The sequence below is a fragment of the Streptomyces sp. NPDC002698 genome (assembly GCF_042888945.1).
Taxonomy (GTDB): Bacteria; Actinomycetota; Actinomycetes; order Streptomycetales; family Streptomycetaceae; genus Streptomyces.
On record NZ_JBIAQM010000019.1, the window covers coordinates 61,745 to 84,076 of the forward strand.

General features: G+C 73.5%; 17 protein-coding genes and 1 riboswitch. Of the genes, 6 read left to right on the plus strand and 11 right to left on the minus strand.

Features of this window, described 5'->3' with window-relative positions:
• Positions 1-74: 74 nt before the first annotated feature.
• The 9 genes from cobI to ACFYW9_RS25200 all read right to left on the minus strand — a co-directional run bounded on the left by cobI (position 75) and on the right by ACFYW9_RS25200 (position 12,951).
• Positions 75-824, minus strand: coding sequence for a precorrin-2 C(20)-methyltransferase (cobI, locus tag ACFYW9_RS25160; RefSeq protein ID WP_389154469.1), 750 nt, complete (start codon positions 822-824; stop codon positions 75-77).
• Complete coding sequence (locus tag ACFYW9_RS25165) at positions 821-2,206, minus strand: cobyrinate a,c-diamide synthase (RefSeq protein ID WP_389154472.1); 1,386 nt, start codon at positions 2,204-2,206, stop codon at positions 821-823. The genes cobI and ACFYW9_RS25165 overlap by 4 nt, the downstream gene beginning before the upstream one ends.
• Entirely contained in the window at positions 2,206-2,805 is a 600-nt protein-coding gene (gene cobO / locus ACFYW9_RS25170) for a cob(I)yrinic acid a,c-diamide adenosyltransferase (protein ID WP_351872477.1), read from the minus strand. The genes ACFYW9_RS25165 and cobO overlap by 1 nt, the downstream gene beginning before the upstream one ends.
• Positions 2,805-4,835: a putative cobaltochelatase gene (locus ACFYW9_RS25175; protein ID WP_389154477.1), complete on the minus strand. Its 2,031-nt coding sequence runs from the start codon at positions 4,833-4,835 to the stop codon at positions 2,805-2,807. Before ACFYW9_RS25175 ends, cobO begins: the two co-directional genes overlap by 1 nt.
• A complete protein-coding gene (cobN, locus tag ACFYW9_RS25180; protein ID WP_389154480.1) occupies positions 4,832-8,485 on the minus strand; it encodes a cobaltochelatase subunit CobN in 3,654 nt (1,217 codons plus the stop codon). The genes ACFYW9_RS25175 and cobN overlap by 4 nt, the downstream gene beginning before the upstream one ends.
• Complete coding sequence (locus ACFYW9_RS25185; RefSeq protein ID WP_389154483.1) at positions 8,482-10,095, minus strand: cobyric acid synthase; 1,614 nt, start codon at positions 10,093-10,095, stop codon at positions 8,482-8,484. Before ACFYW9_RS25185 ends, cobN begins: the two co-directional genes overlap by 4 nt.
• A complete protein-coding gene (locus tag ACFYW9_RS25190) occupies positions 10,092-11,063 on the minus strand; it encodes a cobalamin biosynthesis protein (RefSeq protein ID WP_389154486.1) in 972 nt (323 codons plus the stop codon). Before ACFYW9_RS25190 ends, ACFYW9_RS25185 begins: the two co-directional genes overlap by 4 nt.
• Positions 11,064-11,168: 105 nt before the next feature.
• Positions 11,169-11,312, minus strand: a riboswitch (cobalamin riboswitch).
• A gap of 158 nt (positions 11,313-11,470) precedes the next feature.
• Positions 11,471-11,689, minus strand: a complete 219-nt coding sequence (locus ACFYW9_RS25195; protein WP_326788553.1) for a hypothetical protein — start codon at positions 11,687-11,689, stop codon at positions 11,471-11,473.
• Positions 11,690-11,709: 20 nt separating this feature from the next.
• Complete coding sequence (locus ACFYW9_RS25200; RefSeq protein ID WP_389154491.1) at positions 11,710-12,951, minus strand: anion permease; 1,242 nt, start codon at positions 12,949-12,951, stop codon at positions 11,710-11,712.
• A 494-nt stretch (positions 12,952-13,445) separates the two neighbouring features.
• Here ACFYW9_RS25200 and ACFYW9_RS25205 point away from each other — a divergent pair, with 494 nt between their 5' ends.
• The 3 genes from ACFYW9_RS25205 to ACFYW9_RS25215 all read left to right on the plus strand — a co-directional run bounded on the left by ACFYW9_RS25205 (position 13,446) and on the right by ACFYW9_RS25215 (position 17,252).
• Positions 13,446-14,186 (plus strand): class II aldolase/adducin family protein, encoded by a 741-nt coding sequence (locus ACFYW9_RS25205; protein WP_389154494.1) that lies wholly within the window; start codon positions 13,446-13,448, stop codon positions 14,184-14,186.
• A gap of 128 nt (positions 14,187-14,314) precedes the next feature.
• Entirely contained in the window at positions 14,315-15,442 is a 1,128-nt protein-coding gene (locus tag ACFYW9_RS25210) for an alpha/beta fold hydrolase (RefSeq protein WP_351872496.1), read from the plus strand.
• A gap of 400 nt (positions 15,443-15,842) precedes the next feature.
• The gene (locus ACFYW9_RS25215) at positions 15,843-17,252 is read left to right on the plus strand and encodes a hypothetical protein (RefSeq protein ID WP_351872499.1); all 1,410 of its coding nucleotides are present in this window, start codon (positions 15,843-15,845) and stop codon (positions 17,250-17,252) included.
• A gap of 57 nt (positions 17,253-17,309) precedes the next feature.
• Here ACFYW9_RS25215 and ACFYW9_RS25220 read toward each other — a convergent pair whose 3' ends face one another.
• Together ACFYW9_RS25220 and ACFYW9_RS25225 are read right to left on the minus strand one after the other, a co-directional pair.
• Positions 17,310-17,723, minus strand: a complete 414-nt coding sequence (locus ACFYW9_RS25220) for a VOC family protein (protein WP_351872501.1) — start codon at positions 17,721-17,723, stop codon at positions 17,310-17,312.
• A 131-nt stretch (positions 17,724-17,854) separates the two neighbouring features.
• Positions 17,855-18,745, minus strand: a complete 891-nt coding sequence (locus tag ACFYW9_RS25225; protein ID WP_389154499.1) for a neutral zinc metallopeptidase — start codon at positions 18,743-18,745, stop codon at positions 17,855-17,857.
• Between the two features lie 268 nt (positions 18,746-19,013).
• Between ACFYW9_RS25225 and ACFYW9_RS25230 the strand changes: the two genes are divergently transcribed.
• The 3 genes from ACFYW9_RS25230 (at position 19,014) to ACFYW9_RS25240 (ending at position 22,156) form a co-directional block, all read left to right on the plus strand.
• Positions 19,014-20,612 (plus strand): ABC-F family ATP-binding cassette domain-containing protein, encoded by a 1,599-nt coding sequence (locus tag ACFYW9_RS25230; protein ID WP_351872507.1) that lies wholly within the window; start codon positions 19,014-19,016, stop codon positions 20,610-20,612.
• A 373-nt stretch (positions 20,613-20,985) separates the two neighbouring features.
• Positions 20,986-21,207 (plus strand): helix-turn-helix domain-containing protein, encoded by a 222-nt coding sequence (locus ACFYW9_RS25235; RefSeq protein WP_006123601.1) that lies wholly within the window; start codon positions 20,986-20,988, stop codon positions 21,205-21,207.
• 145 nt (positions 21,208-21,352) lie between these two features.
• Positions 21,353-22,156 carry an enoyl-CoA hydratase/isomerase family protein gene (locus tag ACFYW9_RS25240; RefSeq protein WP_389154503.1) on the plus strand — a complete coding sequence of 268 codons (804 nt, stop codon included), beginning with the start codon at positions 21,353-21,355 and terminating at the stop codon, positions 22,154-22,156.
• Positions 22,157-22,332 lie beyond the last annotated feature (176 nt).

Genomic DNA, 22,332 nt, shown 5'->3' on the forward strand with positions numbered 1-22,332 from the left:
CGGGTCCGGCGCGAACGCCGCCGGGTGGGCGCGCTCCGCCGAGCGCGGCGCGGGTGCCGCCGGGTGGGCGCGGGTCACAGCTTTCCGCCGCGTGTCCCGTCGCGGCGCGCGGGCGCGATGAGCGTCGAGAGGTACGGGAGCGGCTCCCCGTCGAGCTCGGCGGCCGGACGGATCGACTCGTCCTCGAGGCCGAGCGCCGCCCCCCAGACGGCGTCGTCGATCCGCCCGCTGTCCCGCAGCGCCTCGGCCACCTCGGCGGCCTGCCGCCCGAACTTGTACGCGACCACCGTGCCGGGCCCGTTCAGCGCGTCCTTGAGCACGGCCGCCCCCGCGGTCACCGGGACGAGCGTGAGCGGCTCGGTCCCCTCGGTGAGAACGGCCCCCGACCGCGCGGCGAGGTCCTGCATCGCGGTGATGCCGGGCACGGTCTCCACGACCGTGCCCGGAACCAGCTCCCCGATGGTGTGGGCGAGATAGGTGAAGGTCGAGTACACGTTGGGGTCGCCGATGGTGGCGAAGGCGACCGTGGCGTGCCGGCCGAGAAGGCCGGCGACCCGTGCGCCGGCGGCGTCCCAGGCCGCTTCGCGCCGGGCCCGGTCGCTCCGCTCGTTGAGCGCGAACACGACCCGGACGACCTTCTCCTCGGGCACGTAGTGCAGGACGGTCGCCTCGGCCCGCCCCCGCTCGCCGCCGTCCTTCCCGTCCGGTGCGGCCATGACGGGGACGACGACGACGTCCGCGGCGCGCAGGGCGTTGACCCCCTTGACGGTCACCAGCTCCGGGTCGCCGGGGCCGACCCCGACCCCGATCAGCTTGCTGCTCATGACGTCAGGCACCTCTCGACGAACCGACGGGCCACACCGGGCTCGGACGCCCAGTGCGTGTGCAGATAACTCGCGTGCACGCCGTGCTGCACGAAACCTTCGACGCGCCGCTCGGGGGCGCGCACTCCCCAGGCGGGAGACGCCCCGGCGCCGGGCTCCACGACGGTCCGGTGGAACTCGTGCCCGCGCATCCGGGTGCCGGCCACGGCGAGCACGCTGTCGCCGACCGCCACCGCGTCCCGGTAGCCGAGGGTGAGCCGCTCGTGCATCCGGGCCTTCGCGTCGATGACCCCGCACATGGGCTGCCCGTCGAGTTCCCGGGCCAGATACAGCAGTCCGGCGCACTCGGCCGCGACCGGCGCACCGGCCGACGCCAGCTCGGCCACGGCCTTGCGCAGCGGCTCGTTGGCGGACAGCTGGGGCGCGTACACCTCGGGGAACCCGCCGCCGATGACCAACCCGCGCGTCCCTTCGGGCAGTCGCCGGTCCCGGAGCGGATCGAAGGTCACGACCTCGGCCCCGGCGGCGGTGAGCAGCTCGGCGTGCTCGGCGTAGGAGAAGGTGAACGCCTCCCCGCCGGCGACCGCCACGACGGGCGTCCGCTCCTGGGCCGGGCGAGCCGGGTGCTCGTGGGCGGGCGGGGCGACGGCCTCGGCCGCGTCCCACGCCGCCCCCGGCAACGCGCCGGCACTCCGGGCCAGCGCCATGAGCGCGTCCAGATCACACCCCTCGGAGACCTGCGCGGCCATCGCCGCGACGGCCGAGACCGCCTCCGCCCGCCGCTCGGCCACCGGTACAAGACCGAGGTGCCGCGACGGCGTGTCCACCTGCGGCGCCCGCCGCAGCACCCCGAGCACCGGCACCCCGGAGGCGTCCAGCGCCTCCCGGAGCATGGCCTCGTGCCGCTCGGACCCCACCTTGTTGAGGATCACCCCGGCGACCCGCACCTCGGGGTCCCAGGAGGCGAACCCGTGCACCAGCGCGGCCACGGACCGCGACTGCGAGGACGCGTCGACGACCAGCACCACCGGTGCCCGCAGCAGCTTCGCCACATGCGCCGTGGACGCGAGTTCCCCCTCGCCCGCGGCCCCGTCGTACAGCCCCATCACGCCCTCGACGACCGCGAGATCGCACCCGCGTGCCCCGTGCGCGAACAGCGGCCCGATCAGCTCCGCGCCGCACAGGTACGCGTCGAGATTGCGCCCCACGCGCCCGGTGGCGAGCGCGTGGTACCCGGGGTCGATGTAGTCGGGCCCCACCTTGTGCGGGGACACGGCGAGCCCCCGCCCGGCGAAGGCCGCCATCAGCCCCGTGGCGACGGTGGTCTTGCCGCTGCCCGAGGAGGGCGCGGCCACGACCAGCCGGGGCACGGACGAGGACATCACCACTCGATGCCCCTCTGGCCCTTCTGGCCCGCGTCCATCGGATGCTTGACCTTGGACATGTCGGTCACCAGATCGGCGAACCCGACCAGCTTCTCCGGTGCGTTGCGCCCGGTGATCACCACGTGCTGGGTGCCGGGACGGTCCCGCAGCACCGCGACGACCTCGTCGGTGTCGATCCAGCCCCAGTGCATCGGGTACGCGAACTCGTCGAGCACGTACAGCTTGTACGTCTCGGCGGCGAGGTCCCGCTTGACCTGCTCCCAGCCCTCGCGGGCCTTCTCCTCGTTGTCCATCTGCGCGTCGCGCTGGACCCAGGACCAGCCCTCGCCCATCTTGTGCCAGTCGACGGTCCCGCCCTCGCCGGAGGCGCCGAGGACGCGCAGCGCGTTCTCCTCGCCGACCTTCCACTTCGCCGACTTGACGAACTGGAACACCCCGATGGGCCACCCCTGGTTCCAGGCGCGCAGCGCGAGCCCGAACGCGGCCGTCGACTTGCCCTTGCCGATCCCCGTGTGCACGACGACCAGCGGCCGGTTACGGCGCTGGCGGGTCGTCAGGCCGTCGTCCGGTACGACACTCGGCTGCCCCTGCGGCATTACGCGGCCCTCCTCGAAGTCCCCTGCGCGTCCCTGACCAGACCGGCGATGGAATCGGCCCGCAGCTCGTCCAGGGTCACCGGCGTGCCGCCCAGCTCTTCCGCGAGCCGCCCCGCGAGCCCGAGCCGTACCGGCCCCGTCTCGCAGTCGACGACCACCGACGCGACCCCGTTCGCCGCGAACAGCCGTGCCGCGCGCCCGGCCGTCGCGACCGGCTCCGGCCCGCCCGTGGCCCGTCCGTCGGTCACCACGACGACCAGCGGCCGCCGCGCGGAGTCCCGCAGCCGCTCGACGCGCAGCACCTCGTGCGCCCGCAGCAGCCCGGCCGCGAGCGGCGTCCGGCCGCCCGTCGGCAGCGACTCCAGCCGGGACGCGGCGGCGTCCACCGAGGAGGTGGGCGGCAGCGCGACCTCGGCGGCCGAACCGCGAAAGGTCACCAGACCCACCTTGTCCCGCCGCTGGTAGGCGTCGAGCAGCAGCGACAGCACGGCGCCCTTGACCGCGCCCATCCGCTGCCGCGCCGCCATCGACCCGGAGGCGTCCACCACGAACAGCACGAGGTTGCCCTCACGGCCCTCGCGCGTCGCCTGGCGCAGATCGTCCCGCCGTACGACCAGACCGCGGCCCGACCGGCCGCGCGCCAGCTGGTGCGGGGCGGCGGCCTGCACGGTCGCCGCCAGGTGCAGCTTGGTGAGCGCCCCGCGGGGCCGTCGCGACCCGGTCGTGCGGCCGTGCTCGGTCCGCGCGCGCGAACGCCGCCCGGCCGCGCCCTCGCCGAGTCCGGGCACGCTGAGCACCTTCGTGCGGAACGGCTCGGCGGCCCGTACGGGGGACTGCTCGCCGGCGCCCGGCCCGGCCGGGGCCTGCCCGTCGTCCGACGGTTCGCCCTGCGCGGGGACGTCACCGGCGGGGGAGCCGTCGTCCGGCCCGTCCTGGGGCGGCTGCCCGCCCCCGCCGGGCCCGTCCGGATCAGGGTCCGGGTCGTCGTCGGAGGGGCCCTCGCCGGAGGTGTCGTCCGAGCCCGCGAACTCCTCCAGCGTCTCGTCGAGCTTGTCCTCGTCGAGTCCGGGCGCGTCGAACGGGTTGCGCCGCCGCCGGTGCGGCAGCGCGAGCAGCGCCGCCTGCCGCACGTCCTCGGCGATCACCTCGGTGCGTCCCGCCCACGCGGCGAGCGCGGTCGCGGTCCGGGCCATCACGATGTCGGCGCGCATGCCGTCCACCTCGAAGGCCGCGCAGGTCGCCGCGATCTGCCGCAGCGGCCCGTCGCCGAGGCGCACGGAGGGCAGCAGCGCGCGGGCCGCCACGATCCGGGCCCGCACGGCGGCCTCCTCGTCGGCCCAGCGCGCGGCGAAGCCGGCCGGGTCGTCGTCGTGGGCGAGCCTGCGCCGCACGACCTCGACCCGCCGACCGGGTTCCCGTGAGGCGGCCACCTCGACGGTCAGCCCGAACCGGTCGAGCAACTGCGGCCGCAGCTCGCCCTCTTCGGGGTTCATCGTCCCGACGAGCAGGAACCGCGCGGCATGCCGTACGGAGACACCCTCGCGCTCGACGTACGAGGCGCCCATCGCGGCGGCGTCCAGCAGCAGGTCGACCAAGTGGTCGTGCAGCAGGTTCACTTCGTCGACGTAGAGAATCCCGCGGTGCGCGTCGGCCAGCAGGCCCGGCTCGAAGGCCTTCACGCCCTCCGCGAGCGCCCGCTCGATGTCCAGGGCGCCCACCAGCCGGTCCTCGGACGCGCCGACGGGCAGCTCGACCATACGGGCCGGGCGTTGCGCGCCGGCCGCCGCCTCGTGCGGCCCGTCCGGGCACGCCGGGTCGGGAGCGGCCGGGTCGCACGAGAAACGGCACCCGGGTACGACGGCGACCTCCGGCAGCAGCGCCGAGAGGGCGCGCACCGCCGTCGACTTGGCGGTGCCCTTCTCGCCGCGCACCAGCACACCGCCCACGGCGGGCGACACGGCGTTCAGCAGCAGCGCGAGCCGCAGGTCGTCCTGGCCGACCACAGCCGTGAACGGGAACGGGGTACTCACTGGTCGTCGCCCTCCAAGTCGCCTTCGAGCTCCAGATAGGTGGCGCGCAGCCGCTCCAGCGTGTCCGCGTCCGGCTCCGCCCACAGCCCCCGGTCCGCGGCCTCCAGCAGCCGCTCCGTGATCCCGCGCAGGGCCCACGGGTTGGACTTCTTCATGAAGTCCCGGTTCTCCGCGTCGAAGACGTACTCCGCGCTGAGCTTCTCGTACATCCAGTCGTCCACGACCCCGGCCGTGGCGTCGTAGCCGAAGAGGTAGTCGACGGTCGCCGCCATCTCGAAGGCGCCCTTGTAGCCGTGCCGGCGCATCGCGGCCATCCAGCGCGGGTTGACCACCCGGGCCCGGAAGACCCGGTGCGTCTCCTCGCCCAGCGTGCGGGTCTTCACCTGGTCGGGGACGGCCGAGTCACCGACGTACGCCTCGGGGGAGGACCCGGTGAGGTGGCGGACCATCGCGACCATGCCGCCGTGGTACTGGAAGTAGTCGTCGGCGTCGACGAGGTCGTGCTCGCGGGTGTCGACGTTCTTCGCCGCCACCGCGATGCGCCGGAACGCGGTCTCCATGTCCCCGCGCGCGGCCCGCCCGTCGAGCCCGCGCCCGTAGGCGTAGCCGCCCCAGACGGCGTACACCTCGGCGAGGTCGGCGTCGGAGCGCCAGTTGCGGGCGTCGATCAGCGGCAGCAGACCCGCGCCGTACGCGCCCGGCTTGGAGCCGAAGATACGGGCGGTCGCGCGCCGCCGGTCGCCGTGCTCGGCGGTGTCCTCGTCGGCGTGCCTGCGCACGAAGTTCCGGTCGGCGGGCTCGTCCAGCTCGGCGACCGCGCGCACCGCGTCGTCGAGCAGGCCGACGACGTGCGGGAAGGCGTCCCGGAAGAAGCCGGAGATGCGGACCGTGACGTCGATGCGCGGGCGGCCGAGCTCGTCCAGCGGCACGATCTCGAAGCCGGTGACCCGGCGCGAGGCGTCGTCCCACACCGGACGGCAGCCGAGCAGCGCGAGGATCTCCGCGATGTCGTCGCCCTGCGTGCGCATGGCGGACGTGCCCCACACCGTCAGTCCGACGGACGTCGGGTAGGCGCCGGTGTCCTGGAGGTAGCGCTGCACGAGCGAGTCCGCGAGCGACTGGCCGACCTCCCAACTCAGCCGGGACGGAATGGCCTTGGGGTCGACCGAGTAGAAGTTGCGGCCGGTCGGCAGGACGTTGACGAGCCCGCGGGTCGGTGAGCCCGAGGGGCCCGCCGGGACGTAACCGCCGTTCAACGCCTTGAGGATGTGCCCGATCTCGTCCGTCGTCCGGGCGAGCCGTGGCACCACCTCGCGGCAGGCGAACTCCAGCACCGCTACGGCGTCGGGGAGTTCGGTGCCCAGCACCTCGCGCACGAGCGCGGGCACGGCGGCCGTGTCCCAGCCCCGCTCCTCCATGCCCAGCGCCGCCCGGCGGCACAACTGCTCCAGGAGGTCGATCGCGTCGGCCGCCGTACGGGCCGGGCCCTCCACGAGGTCGCTCAGCTCGGCCGGCACCTTCACCGGAGCACCCGGTTCGGCCAGCAACTCCTTCTCCACCAGGCCGAAGTACCCGGCGAGGCAGGCGCGCAGACCGGGCAGCGCGTTCGCCGTGCCGCCCCACACCTGCGAGGCGCGCAGCACGGCGAGCACGAGGTTCACCCGCGGCTCGGCCTCCGGACCGCCGCCCAGGATGTGCAGGCCGTCGCGGATCTGCACGTCCTTGATCTCGCACAGATAGCCGTCGATGTGCATCACGAACTCGTCGAAGTCGCCGTCGTCCGGCTGCTCGTCGACGTGCAGGTCGTGATGGAGCTCGGCCGCCTTGACCAGCGTCCAGATCTGCGCGCGGACCGCGGGGGCCTTCGTCGGGTCCAGGTCGGACACGAGGGCGTACTCGTCGAGGAGTTGCTCCAGCTTCGCGAGGTCGCCGTAGGTGTCGGCGCGCGCCATCGGCGGTACGAGATGGTCGACCACGGTGGCGTGCCCGCGGCGCTTGGCCTGGGTGCCCTCGCCGGGGTCGTTGACGATGAACGGGTAGACCAGGGGGAGTTCGCCGAGGACGGCGTCGGGCGCGCAGCCGCCGCTGAGCCCGAGCCCCTTGCCCGGCAGCCACTCCATCGTGCCGTGCTTGCCCATGTGCACGACCGCGTCCGCGCCGAAACTGTTCTCCAGCCAGCGGTAGGCCGCCATGTAGTGGTGCGAGGGCGGCATGTCGGGGTCGTGGTAGATCGCGATCGGGTTCTCGCCGAAGCCGCGCGGAGGCTGGATCATCACGACGACGTTCCCGAACTCCAGGCAGGCGAGGACGATGTCGTCGCCGTCGACGTAGAGGGAGCCCGGCGGCTCGCCCCAGGCCTCCAGCATGCCCTCGCGCAGCGCGGGGTCGAGCGTCTCGAACCAGGCCCGGTAGTCCGCGAGCGGCACCCGCGCGGGGGCGGCGGCGAGCTGCTCCTCGGTCAGCCACTCGACGTCGTGGCCGCCGGCCGCGATCAGCCGGTGGATCAGCTCGTCGCCGTTGTCGGGGTATCCGGTGAGGGCGTAGCCCGCGTCGCGGAGCGCGTCGAGGACCCGTACGGCGGAGGCGGGCGTGTCGAGACCGACCGCGTTGCCGACCCGCGAGTGCTTGGTCGGATAGGCGGTGAAGACGATCCCGAGCTTCTTCTCCGCGTTCGGCTTGTGCTTCAGCAGGGCGTGCCGCAGGGCGATCCCGGCGACCCGCGCGGCCCGCTCGGGGTCGGCGACGTACACCGGGACGTCGTCCGGACCCTGCTCCTTGAACGAGAACGGCACCGTGATGAGACGGCCGTCGAACTCCGGGATCGCGACCTGCATCGCCGCGTCCATGGGGGACAGGGCCGCGTCCGAGGCGTCCCAGGCGCTCTTCGACGAGGTCAGGCAGAGACCCTGGAGGACGGGGATGTCGAGGTCGGCGAGCGCCCCGATGTCCCAGGCCTCCTCGTCGCCGCCCGCGGACGCCTCGGAGGCGTGGGTGCCGCCCGCCGCGAGGACGGTGGCCACGAGCGCGTCGGCCCGGCCGAGGATCTCGTACAGCCCCGGGTCGGCTCCGCGCAGCGAACCGCAGTACACGGGAAGGGCGTTGGCGCCGCGTGTCTCGATCGCGTCGCACAGCGTGTCCACGAAGGCGGTGTTCCCGGACAGCTCGTGCGCCCGGTAGAACAGCACGCCGACCGTCGGCCGGCCCTCGGTGAAGGCGCGCTCGCCGTGGACGCCGAACCCGGCCGTCCTGTGCGGCTCCTCGAAGCCCTCGCCCGTGAGCAGCACGGTGTCCGAGAGGAAGCGGGCCAGCTCGGCGAGGTTGGCCGGACCGCCCTCGACGAGATAGCGCAGCGCCTCCGCGACCACGCCCGCGGGCACCGACGACTCGGCCATCAGCTCGGCGTCCGGGACGGACTCGCCGCCCAGCAGCACGGTCGGGATCCCGGACGCCTTCAGGAAGGCCAGCCCGTCCTCCCAGGCCCGCTTGCCGCCGAGCAGCCGCACGACGGCCAGGTCCGCGCCCCGGGCGAGCGCGGGGAGTTCGCCCGTGACGTCCACCCGGGTCGGATTGCCGATCCGGTAACCGGCGCCACTGGCGCGGGCCGCCAGCAGATCCGTGTCGGCGGTCGACAACAACAGCACTGTGCTCATACGGGTGCTCCCGGTGGAATGAAGGGCAGTCCTTGCGGCGCGCCGGACTCGATGAGCCGCCACAGCGCGTCCGTGTCCGCGTGTTCCTCGATCAGGTCGCCGAGCAGGTCGAGCTGCTCCTCGCGCAGCGCCGCGAACGACGTGCCGGGAGCCGGTACGAAGCGGCGGCCCGCGGCGGCGGCCACCTCGCGCAGGAAGGCCCGCCGGAAACCGTCCGACTCCAGCGAGCCGTGCCAGTGCGTGCCCCAGACGGCGCCGGCCCGGCACCCGTCCAGGCTGTGCCCCCGGTCGTCGGAGAAGAACGCCTCGCCACCGGTCACCTCGGCGACACCGTGATGGATCTCGTACCCCTCGACACGCTCGCCGAGGGCCTCCCCGACCGGCCGCGCCAGGGTCTTCTCCCGCGCGAACCGCACGCGTACGGGGAGGAGTCCGAGACCCTCGACATGACCGGCGCGGGATTCGACGTCGTCCTCGATGTGCTCTCCGAGGAGCTGGTAGCCGCCGCAGACGCCGAGGACCGGCCGCCCCTCGGCGGCCCGGCGCGCGATCGCGTCCGCGAGGCCGCGCTCGCGCAGCCACCGGAGCGCCTTCACGGTGCCCCGGGTCCCGGGGACGACGACCAGGTCCGCGTCGGCCAGTTCCTCGGCCCGGTCCACGAACCGCACGACGACACCCGGTTCGGCGGCCAGCGCGTCCACGTCGGTGAAGTTGGACATCAGCGGGACCGCGCAGACGGCGACCCGCAGGATGTCCTCGCCGACGGGGGAGGAGACCGCCGACTCGCGGACGGCCCCGCGCAGCGAGACGCGCAGGCCGTCCTCCTCGTCGATGCCGAGTCCGTGCCGGAAGGGCAGGACGCCGTAGGAGCGCCGCCCGGTCAGGCCGTGCAGCATGTCGAGACCGGGCTCCAGCAGACTGACGTCGCCCCGGAACTTGTTGACGAGGAAACCGGCGACGAGCGCCTGGTCCTCGGGCGACAGCAGCGCGACCGTCCCGAAGAACGAGGCGAACACCCCGCCCCGGTCGATGTCGCCGACGACGAGCACGGGAAGCCCCGCGTTCCGCGCCACCCCCATGTTGACGATGTCGGTGCGCCGCAGATTGATCTCGGCCGGGCTGCCGGCTCCCTCACAGATCACCGCGTCATACGTGCCCCGCAACCGGTCCAGACAGTCGAGGACGGTCGCCAGGAGTGCTTCCTGGCGCCCCCCGCGCAGCCTGTCCCCGGCGGAGGCGGCGGAGGCGGCGGACGCTTCGGCCGACGGCGGCCGCTCCGCGGGCCCGGCCGTTCCGAAGAACCCGCGCGCGCTCATCTCGCCCACCGGCCTGCCCATCAGGACGACCTGACTGGTGCGGTCGCCGCCCGGCTTGAGGAGCACGGGATTCATCAGCGCGGTCGGCTCCACCCGGGCGGCCTGCGCCTGCATGGCCTGCGCCCGCCCGATCTCGGCGCCCTCGCGCGTCACGAACGAGTTCAGGGACATGTTCTGTGCCTTGAAGGGCGCGACCTTGACGCCCTGGCGGGCCAGCCACCGGCAGATCCCGGCGGTCACGACACTCTTGCCGGCGTCCGAGGTGGTCCCGGCGATCAGCAGTCCGCCGCTCATGCGGTGCGCCCCTTCCTGGTGGCCGGAACCCGTCCGGTTCCGGTGAGCAGAACCCGTCCGGCGGCGCTCACGCCGAGCGCGAGCCAGCCGACGCGCCGGGACAGCCGTACGGCCCGTTCGATGTCGTGGACGTGGACGGCGCGCCCCGCGCCGTTGAGCACGGGCCGGTGCTCGACCCGTCCGCCGTACGAGAGGGTGCCGCCGAGCCGTACGCCGAGCGCGCCCGCGAACGAGGCCTCCACGGGCCCGGCGTTGGGGCTCGGATGCCTGCGGGCGTCCGCGCGCCAGGCGCGTACGGCACCGCGCGGGTCGGATCCGGCCACGGCCGCGAGGACGGCGGTCAGCCGGGCTCCGGGCCAGCCGGCGAGGTCGTCGAGCCGGGCGGAGGCCCAGCCGTAGCGCCGGTGGCGGGGGGACTTGTGTCCGACCATCGCGTCGAGCGTGTTCACGGCGCGGAAGGCGACGAGTCCCGGCACACCGCCGACGGCGCCCCAGACCAGAGCGCCCACGACGGCGTCGGAGGTGTTCTCGGCGACGGACTCGACGACGGCGCGCGCGACGCCGTCGGCGTCCAGCGCCTGCGGATCGCGTCCGCACAGGTGCGGCAGCCGCTCCCGGGCCGCTTCGAGGTCACCGGCCGCGAGGGCGCCGCCGACCGCCCGCGCCTCGCGGCCGAGGGAGGTTCCTCCGACGACTGCCCAGGTGGCGGCGGCGGTCAGGGCGACGGAGGCGGTACGTGAGCCGCTTACGCAACGGCCCGCGAGTGCGGCGAGTCCGGTGGCACCGCCGACGCAGACGGCGGTGTGCAGGGCGCCCCACCCGCGGTGGTCCCGCCACAGTGTCCGCTCCACGGCCGCGGCGGCCCGCCCGAACGCGGCGACCGGATGCCCCCGGCGGGGATCGCCGAGCAGCAGGTCGCCGAGGAGGCCGGCGGCGGCGCCGTACGCGAAGACGCGATCGGCACGCACGGGGTCAGCCGGCCGTGGGGTGGAGTGGAACCCTCGTACTCAGCGAAACGGGCAACGGGCAGCCGCGCATGGCGATATGTCCTCACTCAGGGTGTCCACGCCCTGGTTCGACGAGACCGGCGGTGAGAGTTCCTGGCTCCCGGGGAGTTTCCTCCCCGATGACAGTGGCGGGACCGCGCCGGATTCGCACCGGCTTCCTCTCATGCCGCCGTACTTGGCTCCGGCAGTCCACCACGGGGTGAGAACGGCCGTCAACTGACTGTTGACCTGCGGAGGGACAGTGTGCGCAGGCCCACATACGCGTGGGGGCGGGACGGCATACGCGTGGGGTGCGGGACGGTGATCCGTCCCGCACCCCACGCGCGGTACCGCTCGGCGCGGCCCGGTTCCGGGCGGCGTCCGCCGGGCTACTTGGTGATGATCAGGGAGATGCCGTACGCCACCGCCGCGGCGCAGGCCGCGAAGCAGACGTACGCGCCGGTGGCCGCCGCGACCGCGGATCCGCCCTGGGCGGACTCCTTCTTGGAGAGGCCGGCGACGCCGAGGGTGAAGAGGGCGACGAGGGCCACGGTCACTCCGAGGCTGACCCCGAAGACGGACCCGAGGGCTGACCAGTCGATGCTCATGCTGTTTCTTCCTTCGGTTCTCAGGCCACTCGGGACGGCGCCGGCGGGTTCACCGCGGGCTCGGCCGGAGCCGGGATGGTGGCCGTGAGGCCTTCGGCCACGGTGCCGGCCGGGGGCGGGGTGACGGCGGCGATGGCCTGCGTCACCACACCGGAGGGCTCCTCGGTGTCGTTCACGTTGGTGTGGTCGATCACCTCGCGGCGCGAGCGGCGCCAGATCGCGAAGCTGGAGCCGACCAGGAACACGGCGACGAGCGCGGTGCCCCAGGTACCGAAACCGGTCACCCACTCGGCACCGGCGCCGACCAGGGCGGCGGCGGGCAGCGTGAGGACCCAGGCGACGACCATCCGCTTGGCGGTGGACCAGCGGACCACACCGCCCTTGCGGCCGAGGCCGGCGCCCATCACGGAGCCGGAGACCGAGTGCGTGGTGGAGAGGGAGAAACCGATGTGCGAGGAGGCCAGGATGACCGTCGCCGCGCTGGTCTGGGCGGCGAAGCCCTGCTGCGGCTGGAGGTCGGTCAGGCCCTTGCCCATCGTGCGGATGATGCGCCAGCCGCCCAGGTAGGTGCCGAGCGCGATGGCCAGACCGGCGGAGAGGATGACCCAGACCGGCGGGTCGGAGTCGGGAGCGACGGCGCCACCGGCGACCAGGGCCAGGGTGATGATGCCCATCGTCTTCTGCGCGTCGTTGGTGCCGTGGGCCAGCGAGACCAGGCCCGCGGAGGCTATCTGGCCGACGCGGTAACCCTTCTTGGTGGCCTTGGTGTCGGCGTTGCCACTGAGCTTGTACGACAGCCGGGTGGCGAACATCGCGGCCAGGCCGGCGACGACCGGGGCGGCGACGGCGGGCAGGAGCACCTTGCCGACCAGGACGTCCCCGTGCACGGCGCCGGTACCGGCGGAGGCGATGGTGGCGCCGACCAGGCCGCCCATGAGGGCGTGCGAGGAGCTGGACGGGAGTCCGACGAGCCACGTCACCAGGTTCCAGAGGATCGCGCCGACGAGGGCGGCGAAGATCACTTCTGGCTGGATGCCGGATTCGTCGACGAGGCCTTTGGAGATCGTGTTGGCGACCTCCACCGAGAGGAAGGCGCCGACAAGGTTGAGGGCGGCGGACATGGCCACCGCGACCTTGGGCTTGAGTGCGCCGGTCGAGATGGTGGTGGCCATCGCGTTGGCGGTGTCGTGGAAACCGTTCGTGAAATCGAACACGAGAGCGGTGACGATCACGATTCCGAGGAGGAGCGTGATGTGTTCCATTTACCCAGGCTTCTGTTGGACGTCAGTGGCAGGGGGAACGTAGGCAACCTGGGTGAACGGAAGATGAACTGAGTCGGACTTGGTGGTGTCCTGAACAGTGGATCGTCATTCCGCTTATGCCGACGGGCGGCTCGCCGGGTTCGAACGGATGCGGAATTCCGTACTCCGGTTGGGGTCGGGGCTCATGGTCGACCGTCCTGGTCGGGACGGGTTTGAGGGGTGAGATCCCCGTCACTCGCAGGCTGTAGCCGTGGTCACGGCGCCCGGAAACCCGAAAGGGCCGCTCCGGGGACGGGGTCCGGGTGCCGACCGGGCCGTAGCGACCCGACCACGGGGTGTGATCCGCGGCAAATGTCCGACCGGGGCGCCGCGGGCGTCCCCTCGGTGTGATGTGATGCAAGTCACATGCAACCGTGTGCTGTTGGCGGCCCGCCGCCGCCCCGAAGCCCGCTCGCGCGGGGTGCGTGGAACGCGGTGCCTGGCAGGATCGCGTCATGACTGAGCCGCACCGGGACGCACGGGTCGGGCACGAGCACGCACGGACGACGGGCGAGGCCCGCGAACGCGACGAGCGAGACGGGCCGGACGCGCGGGACACCCTCCGGCGGGCCTGGGACGAACTGGTCTCCACGGCCCGGCGCACGGTCGCCGACGGGCTGGTCGTCGGCACCTCCGGCAACGTCTCCGTCCGCGTCGGAGACACCGTCCTGGTCACCCCCACGGGCGTGCCCTACGACCGGCTGACGCGGGACGGCATCGTCGGCGTCGGCCTCGACGGCCGGCAGGTGCTCGGATCGCTGCGCCCGACCAGCGAACTGCCGATGCATCTCGCGGTCTACCGCGCGACCGGGGCACGGGCCGTCGTCCACACCCACGCGCCGCACGCGACGGCCGTCTCGCTCCTCGTCCCCGAACTCCCGCTGGTCCACTACATGGCGGCGGCCCTGGGCGGCCCGGTCCGCGTCGCCCCCTACGCGGCCTACGGCACACCGGAACTGGCCGAGAGCACCCTCCGGGCCCTGGCCGGCCGCACCGCCTGCCTCCTGCGGAACCACGGCACCATCGCGTACGGGGACTCGCTGGACCAGGCGTACGACCGCACGGCCCAGCTGGAATGGATGTGCCGCGTCTGGCTCCTGTCCTCCTCGGTCCCCGGGCTCGCTCCCGCCCTGCTCTCACCGGACCAGCTCGCGGAGGCGGGGGAGCGGCTGCGGGGGTACGGCCAGCAGGAGTGAGGCGCCGCCGCGGCGCCGCCCGGTGAGGGGCCCGGCGAGCACCGGCGCGGGGGTCCGGCGAGCGTCGGCCGTCACCCCTGGAGGCGCTCCCGCTGGCCGATGGCCGGGTCCCCCGGGAAACTGGTCGGGTGCGCACCCTAAGAGCCACGGCAGCGGCCGTCACCGTAGCCATAGCCGCGGGCGCGGCCTCCGTGGCGGCGGGCCGGTTCGCCAGTGATGCCGCGCTGAAGACGAGGCCGGGCAAGCCCCTGCCCACCGAGCCCCGGCTCACCGTGCACGCCACGACGTCGGGCGGGATCACTCTGACCCGGGCCCTCGCGTCCCGGCGTCCGGGAACCTACGGCCTCGCGGGCGACGGCTCCCACGCGGTCGTCGGCCCCCTCCAGAACTCCGTGCCCCACACCGCCGACACCGTCGTACGCAGCCTGGAACGCGTCACGCACGGGTCCCTGGAGCCCGGCGACAAGGTGTGGCTCACCCCGAACCTGTACGTCGGCGACCCCGGGGCCGCCCTCGGACTCGAACACGCCGACGTCGACGTGCCCGGTGAACTCGGCGCCCTGCCCGCCTGGTTCGTGCCCGCGGTCCGCGACACCTGGATCATCACCGTCCACGGCCTGGGCGCCACCCGGGAACACCCCATGAACCTGATGGGGTTCCTGAACAGCCGGCACTTCCCCGTCCTCGACCTCGCCTACCGGGGCGACCTCGGCGCACCCCGCCCGCCCGACGGCCTGAACCACCTCGGCGAGACCGAGTGGCGCGACCTCGACGCGGCCATCCGCTACGCCGTGCGGTTCGGTGCCGAGCGGGTCGTCCTGTACGGCTGGTCCACGGGCGCCACGATGGCCCTGCGCGCGGCCGCCCACTCCGCGCTGCGCGAGCGGATCTCCGGGCTCGTCCTCGACTCCCCCGTCCTCGACTGGGAGACGACGCTGCGCGCTCTCGCCGGCGCCCGCCACACCCCGCGGTTCCTGCTGCCGCTCGCGGTGCGCGCCGCACAGGGGCGCACCGGCGTACGCGGAGACCGCATCGCGCACGCCGCGCACCCCGACCAGGTCAAGGTGCCGACCCTGCTCGTGCACGGCCCGGACGACCGCATCGCCCCCTGGGGCACCTCCCGGCGCCTCGCCGCGAGCAGGCCCGACCTGGTCACCCTGCACACCGTCCCGAACGCCCCGCACGGCGCCATGTGGAACGCCGACCCGGCGAGCTACGAGGAAGCCCTGCGCCGCTTCCTCACCCCCCTGATGTGAGCCACAGCGCCCGGCGCCCCCGGTCCCGGCCCCCGGCCGGTCCGGCGGGGGAGGCCGGGCCTCGGTCCCGGCGGGCTGGGCCCCGGCCCCGGGTGGGCCGGGCCCTTGGCCCCGGGAGGACCGTCGGGCGGGCGGGCCGGGGGCTTCCGTCCCGGGCCGTCCGGTGGGAAAGCCCGGCCTCGGGTCGGGCTCGGGTCGGCCTCGGCCCGGGCTCGGGCCGGGCTCCGGGCGGGGCGGCGCGGTGGGCGCGACGGTGTGCTTCCGGTTCGGCTCCGGGCAACTCCGCGCGGCGCTCCTGCCCGCCTGCCGGGCACCCCGAGAGGGCCCCGCTCCCGTCGCCCCGTGGCCTGCGACGGCATTCCGTTTGGGTTTTCGGACTGTCAACCGCAAGACTGCACCCGTGACGTCCCGTAACCCGCGCGACTCCAGGCTCCGACTCGTCAGCCCCCGGTCCCTCGCGACCGCTCCCCGAGCGGTGACCCAGCGCCGCACCCGCCGCCCCGCACCGCGGCCGCCGGAAGGCACACCGCCGCCCGCGGAACTCGCCCGCATGGCGCGCACCGGCCTGTCCGACGCGGCCCGCGTGGCGCGCTGGGCCGACGCCGCCCTGCGCCCGGGGCGCGACACCGCCAGCCCCGACGGCAAGGGCACCCTCTCCGACGCCACCGCCGAACGCGCCGCGACGGATCTCGGACTGACCCCGGTCAAGGTCCGCGCCGACTGGGACACCGCACGCCTGGCCGGCCTCATCGAGGTGCACGGCGACGACGCCCGCCCGGGCTGGCGGCTGCGCGCCTGGAGCCGCGACGACAGCGCCGTCCTGCGCGGCTGGGTCGCCCTCTTCGACGCCTGGTCCCTCGCGTACCCCGAGCCGCTGGACCGCGAGCCCGCGGCCGTCGCCGAGGTCGTCTCCGCGATGCCCCAGGTGCTCTCCTTCCTCCAGCTCTCCGCCGGGCCCGTCCCCGTGGACCAGCTCCTCGACCTTCTCGGGCAGCGCGTCACGGAACTGCGCACCGAGCGCTGCGAGATCTCCTACGGCCCCGAGCCGGGGACCGAGCCCGCCCCGGAGCCCGCCGAGGTCCCGGACGCCCCCCTCGCCCCGCTCCTCGAATGGGCCCTCCAGGCCCTCGCCTCCGTCGGCGCGCTGACCTACGGCGAAGGACAGGCCACCCTCACCGCGCTCGGCAGCTGGGCGGTCTGGGTCAAGCTGGAGCAGATCTGCGTCGCCGCGCAGAGCCCCGCCGGCAACATCGAGCAGTCCGCCGAGGACATGCTCCGCGGCTGCGCCCAGCTCCGCCCCAACGCCGCCCGCGCCGAGTACCGTGCGTGGCTCGCCGCCCGCCCGGTCGGCGGCGCCGTCACCGAACTCATCGCCGCGGCCCGCGGCGAGGACGCCCTCACCCGCGGCCTCGCCTTCGAGGCACTGCGCGTCGTCGGCGCCCCCGCCGAGCCGGACGTGCGCGCCGTGGTCGAGGAGACCCCGCTGCGCCCCTACGCCCTGCTGTGGCTCGCCGAGCACGACGGCTACGACCCCGAGGACGCCCACGAGGTCCTCACCCGCGCCGAGTCCACCTGGCTGTGGGTCGACACCGCGGCGGCCGTCGCCGACCACGGTGAGGCCCCGCTCCTGGTCCGCCACCTGGAGTCCGCGGTGCAGCCCACCGTGCCCGCCCTCCTCGACGAGGTACGGGCCGTCGGGCACCCGCGCACGGTGCAGGTGCTGGTCGCGCTCGCCGCCGCCCACCCGGACCCGGCGCTCGCCAAGGCCGTACGCAGGGCCGCCTTCCAGGTGCACACCGGGGGGAGCTGACCGGGGCCGGCCCGGAACCGGCCGCGGGCCGGATCCGGAGCGGTCCCGCGCGCCGTCCTACGCGCCTATCTCCGGGGCGTAGGTGCCGAAGCTCCAGATGTTGCCCTCGATGTCGCGGGCCATGTAGTCCCGCGAGCCGTAGTCCTGGTCGGTCGGGGCCATCAGGATCTCGGCGCCGTGGTCCACGGCCCGCTGGTGGTGTGCGTCGACGTCGTCCACGACGATGTACACCCCGCACGGGCCCGCGCTCTTCATCGCCTCGTCGAAGCGTCCGCCGCGGCCCTTGGAGCCGAGCATCACCGCGCCGTTGCCCTGCACCAGCTCGGCGTGCGTCACCGAGCCGTCCTCACCCTCGTAGACCGCCAGCTCGGCGAAGCCGAAGGCCTCCGTGAGCTGCCTGATCGCCGCCTTCGCGTCGGCGTACAGCATCGAGGGGTAGATGCTCGGGCGCCCGCCGCTCGTACCAGCCATACCGATCACTCCGTCTCGTCACGAACTGCCGGATTCCGATCCGCCGCCCAGTCTGGCACCGGCCACTGACAACGCCCCGCGGCCCGGAACCGGGCCCACCCCCCGGGGTACCGGACCGCGTGCCGCCCCGTTCACCGGAACGTGTCGCACTGCGCCATGTCGCCGCTGGTGAAGCCCTGGTAGAACCACTGCTGCCGCTGCTTGGCCGACCCGTGCGTCCAGGTCTCCGGGGTCACCCGGCCCTGGTACCTCTCCTGGATCCGGTCGTCACCGACGGCCGCCGCCGCGTCCAGGCCGTCGCGGATGTCGGTGTCCGTCAGCGTGGTCGGCAACGGTCTGCCCGTCGACGAGGACGGCGTGGTGGTCGCGTTCCGCGCCCACACCCCCGCGTAGCAGTCGGCCTGGAGCTCCACCCTCACCGAGTCGCTGTCCGCGCCGGTCACGCCGTCCCGCGACCGGGCCGGCGTTCCCGTCAGGCTCTGCACGTGATGCCCGTACTCGTGCGCCACCACGTACGCCTGCGCGAACGGTCCGCCGCCGGAGCCGAACTTCGTCCGGAGATCGTCGAAGAAGCCGAGGTCCAGACGGACCTTGCGGTCCGCGGGACAGTAGAAGGGCCCGACGGACGACGTGGCGGTACCGCACCCGGTGTTCACCCGACCGCTGAAGACCACCGTCGGGGCGGGGGTGTAGGTGCCGCCCCTGCGCGCGAACTCCCACGTCCAGTAGGCCTGGACGCTGTTGACCACCGCCACGATCCGGCAGTCCTCCCGGGCGTTGGCGTCCCGCCCCTTCAGACAGGTCCGCTGCACCTGGGCGAGGGAGGAGCCGGTGGCTCCGGGCTCTTCGCCGCCGGAGGTGAGCCCGAGCCGGTCGGGGCCCACCCCGAAGAGCAGTCCGAGGACCAGGGCGATCAGACCGGCGAGCCCGCCGCCGACGGTCGCCCTGCCGCCGGGGATGTGACTGCCGCGTACGTCCTGGACCTCGGAGGTGTCCAGGCCGGCGTCGTCGTCGAACCGCATGAGCACACCACTTTCGTCGCTCCGTGGCGCCATCCTCGTACGCTCCCGGACCCCCGGCCCCGGCCCGCGGTCCGAACGGGCGACGCCCGGCCCCGGCCGATCCAGGCGCCCGGAGCGTCCCGGAAGGGGGCGAGCATCACAGTGCGCACCGGAAAAGTGGTTGCACGGCCCCGTTAGACTTGGCCCATGGCCATTCTCCTCGCGCATTAGACGGCGGGAACGCCTCAGCCGCCCACCCCGCCACTCCCCATCGCTCTGGAGTCTGTCCGTGATCTCCGCCTCCGGTATCGAGCTGCGCGCCGGCGCCCGCATCCTCATCGAGTCCGCGACCTTCCGCATCACGAAGGGTGACCGCATCGGCCTGGTCGGCCGCAACGGCGCGGGCAAGACGACCCTCACCAAGGTCCTCGCGGGCGAGGGCCAGCCCGCCGCCGGAACCGTCGCCCGCTCCGGCGAGGTCGGTTACCTTCCGCAGGACCCGCGCACCGGCGACCTCGACGTCCTCGCCCGCGACCGCGTCCTGTCGGCCCGTGGCCTGGACGTGCTGATCCGCAAGATGCGCGAGAACGAACAGCGCATCGCCAACGGTTCGGGCGCCACCCGCGAGAAGGCCATGCGGCAGTACGAGCGCCAGGAGACGGAGTTCCTCACCAAGGGCGGGTACTCCGCCGAGGCCGAGGCCGCCACCATCGCCGCCGCGCTCAACCTGCCCGACCGGGTGCTCGGCCAGCCCCTGCACACGCTCTCCGGTGGTCAGCGCCGCCGTATCGAGCTGGCGCGCATCCTCTTCTCGGACGCCGACACCCTGCTGCTCGACGAGCCGACGAACCACCTCGACGCCGACTCGATCGTCTGGCTGCGCGACTACCTGAAGACCTACCGCGGCGGCTTCATCGTGATCTCCCACGATGTCGACCTCGTCGAGACGGTCGTCAACAAGGTGTTCTACCTGGACGCCAACCGCGCCCAGATCGACGTCTACAACATGGGCTGGAAGCTCTACCAGCAGCAGCGCGAGGCCGACGAGAAGCGCCGCAAGCGCGAGCGCCAGAACGCCGAGAAGAAGGCCGCGGCACTGAACGCGCAGGCCGACAAGATGCGCGCCAAGGCCACCAAGACGGTCGCCGCCCAGAACATGGCCAAGCGCGCGGACCGGCTGCTCGCCGGCCTGGACGCCGTCCGTGTCTCCGACAAGGTCGCCAAGCTGCGCTTCCCCGAGCCCTCGCCCTGCGGCAAGACCCCGCTCATGGCGGAGGGCCTGTCGAAGTCGTACGGCTCCCTGGAGATCTTCACCGACGTCGACCTGGCCATCGACAAGGGCTCCCGCGTCGTCATCCTCGGCCTGAACGGCGCCGGCAAGACGACCCTTCTGCGCCTGCTCGGCGGCGCCGAGAAGCCCGACACCGGAGAGGTCATCGAGGGCCACGGCCTCAAGCTCGGCTACTACGCCCAGGAGCACGAGACCCTCGACCCCGAGCGCACGGTCCTGGAGAACATGCGCTCCGCCGCCCCCGACCTGGACCTGGTCGAGGTCCGCAAGACGCTCGGCTCGTTCCTCTTCTCCGGCGACGACGTCGACAAGCCGGCCGGGGTGCTCTCCGGCGGCGAGAAGACCCGGCTCGCGCTCGCGACCCTCGTCGTCTCGTCCGCGAACGTCCTGCTCCTCGACGAGCCGACGAACAACCTCGACCCGGCCAGCCGCGAGGAGATCCTCGGCGCGCTGCGCACCTACAAGGGCGCCGTCGTCCTCGTCACCCACGACGAGGGCGCCGTCGAGGCGCTCCAGCCGGAGCGGATCATCCTGCTGCCGGACGGTGTCGAGGACCTGTGGGGCGCCGACTACGCCGACCTGGTGGCCCTCGCCTGAGTCCCGCGCGGCCTCCTGGAGGGGGCGCGCACCGCTTGATCGATTGACTGATCCACCGCGTATGGATCATTCGGCCGATCCGTGATCCACCATCTGTGTGAGATCTCCTCGTACCGGGGTGTGTCGTACACCGATTTCACGGCCGAGTCCTTTGTTCCCAAGGGCTCGGCCGTCTTGCGTCGCTGACCAGGTACTTCTCGGAGGAACCCGTTCGGCTGTACGGGCCGCACCGCCCGGAATCACTGATTCCACTCGTGGGGACGGGCTCCTGTCGTCAAAACCTTGTCTTACGGACCTTGCCGAATGGGTGGCCATGACGCCCGAAAGGGGTGATCATGAGAGTCCAGAGCGCACTTCCCATGAGGAGGACCGGGTGGCCGAGACTCTGAAGAAGGGCAGCCGGGTTACCGGCGCCGCGCGCGACAAGCTCGCGGCAGACCTGAAGAAGAAGTACGACTCCGGTGCGAGCATCCGAGCGCTGGCCGAAGAGACCGGCCGCTCGTATGGCTTCGTGCACCGGATGCTCAGCGAGTCGGGCGTCACGCTCCGAGGGCGTGGCGGTGCGACGCGGGGCAAGAAGGCCGCCTCGGCCTGAGGCCGGGCGTCCCCATCGGCTTCGGTGGTGACCACCCGGTCGGTCGGGTGACCGACCGGGTGGTTACTGTGCAGTCACTTAGGTGCGTTCCTCGTGTCTTCGCGAGGTGCGCGTCTGATCCGACCGCACCCATCGGAGGCACCCCATGGCTTCGCTCGACAAGGATCTCGACCCGGTACTCGACAAGGACGGCGTACGGCTCACCGTCGACGGCGCGACCGCCACGGTGACGCTGACCAATCCGGCCAAGCGCAATGCCCAGAGTCCTGCTCTCTGGCGGGCCTTGACGCAGGCCGGGCGGTCACTGCCGGGCTCCGTCCGGGTGGTCGTCCTGCGTGCCGAGGGCCAGTCCTTCTCCGCGGGGCTCGACCGGCAGGCGTTCACGCCCGAGGGTTTCGACGGGGAACCGTCGTTCATCGACCTCGCGCGCGGTTCCGACGCCGAGCTCGACGCGACCATCGCCGAGTACCAGGAGGCGTTCACCTGGTGGCGGCGCAGTGACATCGTGTCCATCGCCGCGGTCCAGGGACATGCCATCGGTGCGGGGTTCCAGCTCGCCCTCGCCTGTGACCTGCGCGTCGTCGCCGACGACGTGCAGTTCGCCATGCGCGAGACCAGCCTCGGCCTGGTGCCCGACCTCACGGGCACGCACCCGCTGGTCGGCCTCGTGGGCTACGCCCGCGCGCTCGAGATCTGCGCCACGGGCCGCTTCGTCCTGGCCGAGGAGGCCGAGCGCACCGGGCTCGCCAACCTCGCCGTGCCCGGCGAGCAGCTCGACGCCGCGGTCGGCGACCTGGCCGCGGCGCTGCTGGCCGCGCCGCGGGACGCCGTGATCGAGACGAAGGCGCTGCTGCGCGGGGCCCAGGAACGGTCGTACGAGGAGCAGCGCTCCGCCGAGCGCGCGTCCCAGGCCCGCAGGCTCCGCGACCTCGCGGGCACGGGCGACTAGGCCTCCGGCCGCTGACCGGACACCCCGCTGTGGTGGCCCCGGTGAGGCCGGGCCGGCCGCCGCACGGGGTCACGGGGTCACGTCCCTCGGGCCGGGCGCTCCCGCTCGCGGCGGTCACGCTTTCCGGGAAGGGGCGCCCCGGCCTACGGTGGTCGGCCCGTGGCGGTCACGCTTTC

Coding starts and splice junctions, on each gene's coding strand:
- cobI (WP_389154469.1), bottom strand. CDS start 824: ATGAGCAGCAAGCTGATCGGGGTCGGGGTCGGCCCCGGCGACCCGGAG.
- ACFYW9_RS25165 (WP_389154472.1), bottom strand. CDS start 2,206: ATGTCCTCGTCCGTGCCCCGGCTGGTCGTGGCCGCGCCCTCCTCGGGC.
- cobO (WP_351872477.1), bottom strand. CDS start 2,805: ATGCCGCAGGGGCAGCCGAGTGTCGTACCGGACGACGGCCTGACGACC.
- cobN (WP_389154480.1), bottom strand. CDS start 8,485: ATGAGCACAGTGCTGTTGTTGTCGACCGCCGACACGGATCTGCTGGCG.
- ACFYW9_RS25185 (WP_389154483.1), bottom strand. CDS start 10,095: ATGAGCGGCGGACTGCTGATCGCCGGGACCACCTCGGACGCCGGCAAG.
- ACFYW9_RS25195 (WP_326788553.1), bottom strand. CDS start 11,689: ATGAGCATCGACTGGTCAGCCCTCGGGTCCGTCTTCGGGGTCAGCCTC.
- ACFYW9_RS25200 (WP_389154491.1), bottom strand. CDS start 12,951: ATGGAACACATCACGCTCCTCCTCGGAATCGTGATCGTCACCGCTCTC.
- ACFYW9_RS25205 (WP_389154494.1), top strand. CDS start 13,446: ATGACTGAGCCGCACCGGGACGCACGGGTCGGGCACGAGCACGCACGG.
- ACFYW9_RS25220 (WP_351872501.1), bottom strand. CDS start 17,723: ATGGCTGGTACGAGCGGCGGGCGCCCGAGCATCTACCCCTCGATGCTG.
- ACFYW9_RS25225 (WP_389154499.1), bottom strand. CDS start 18,745: ATGCGGTTCGACGACGACGCCGGCCTGGACACCTCCGAGGTCCAGGAC.
- ACFYW9_RS25240 (WP_389154503.1), top strand. CDS start 21,353: ATGGCTTCGCTCGACAAGGATCTCGACCCGGTACTCGACAAGGACGGC.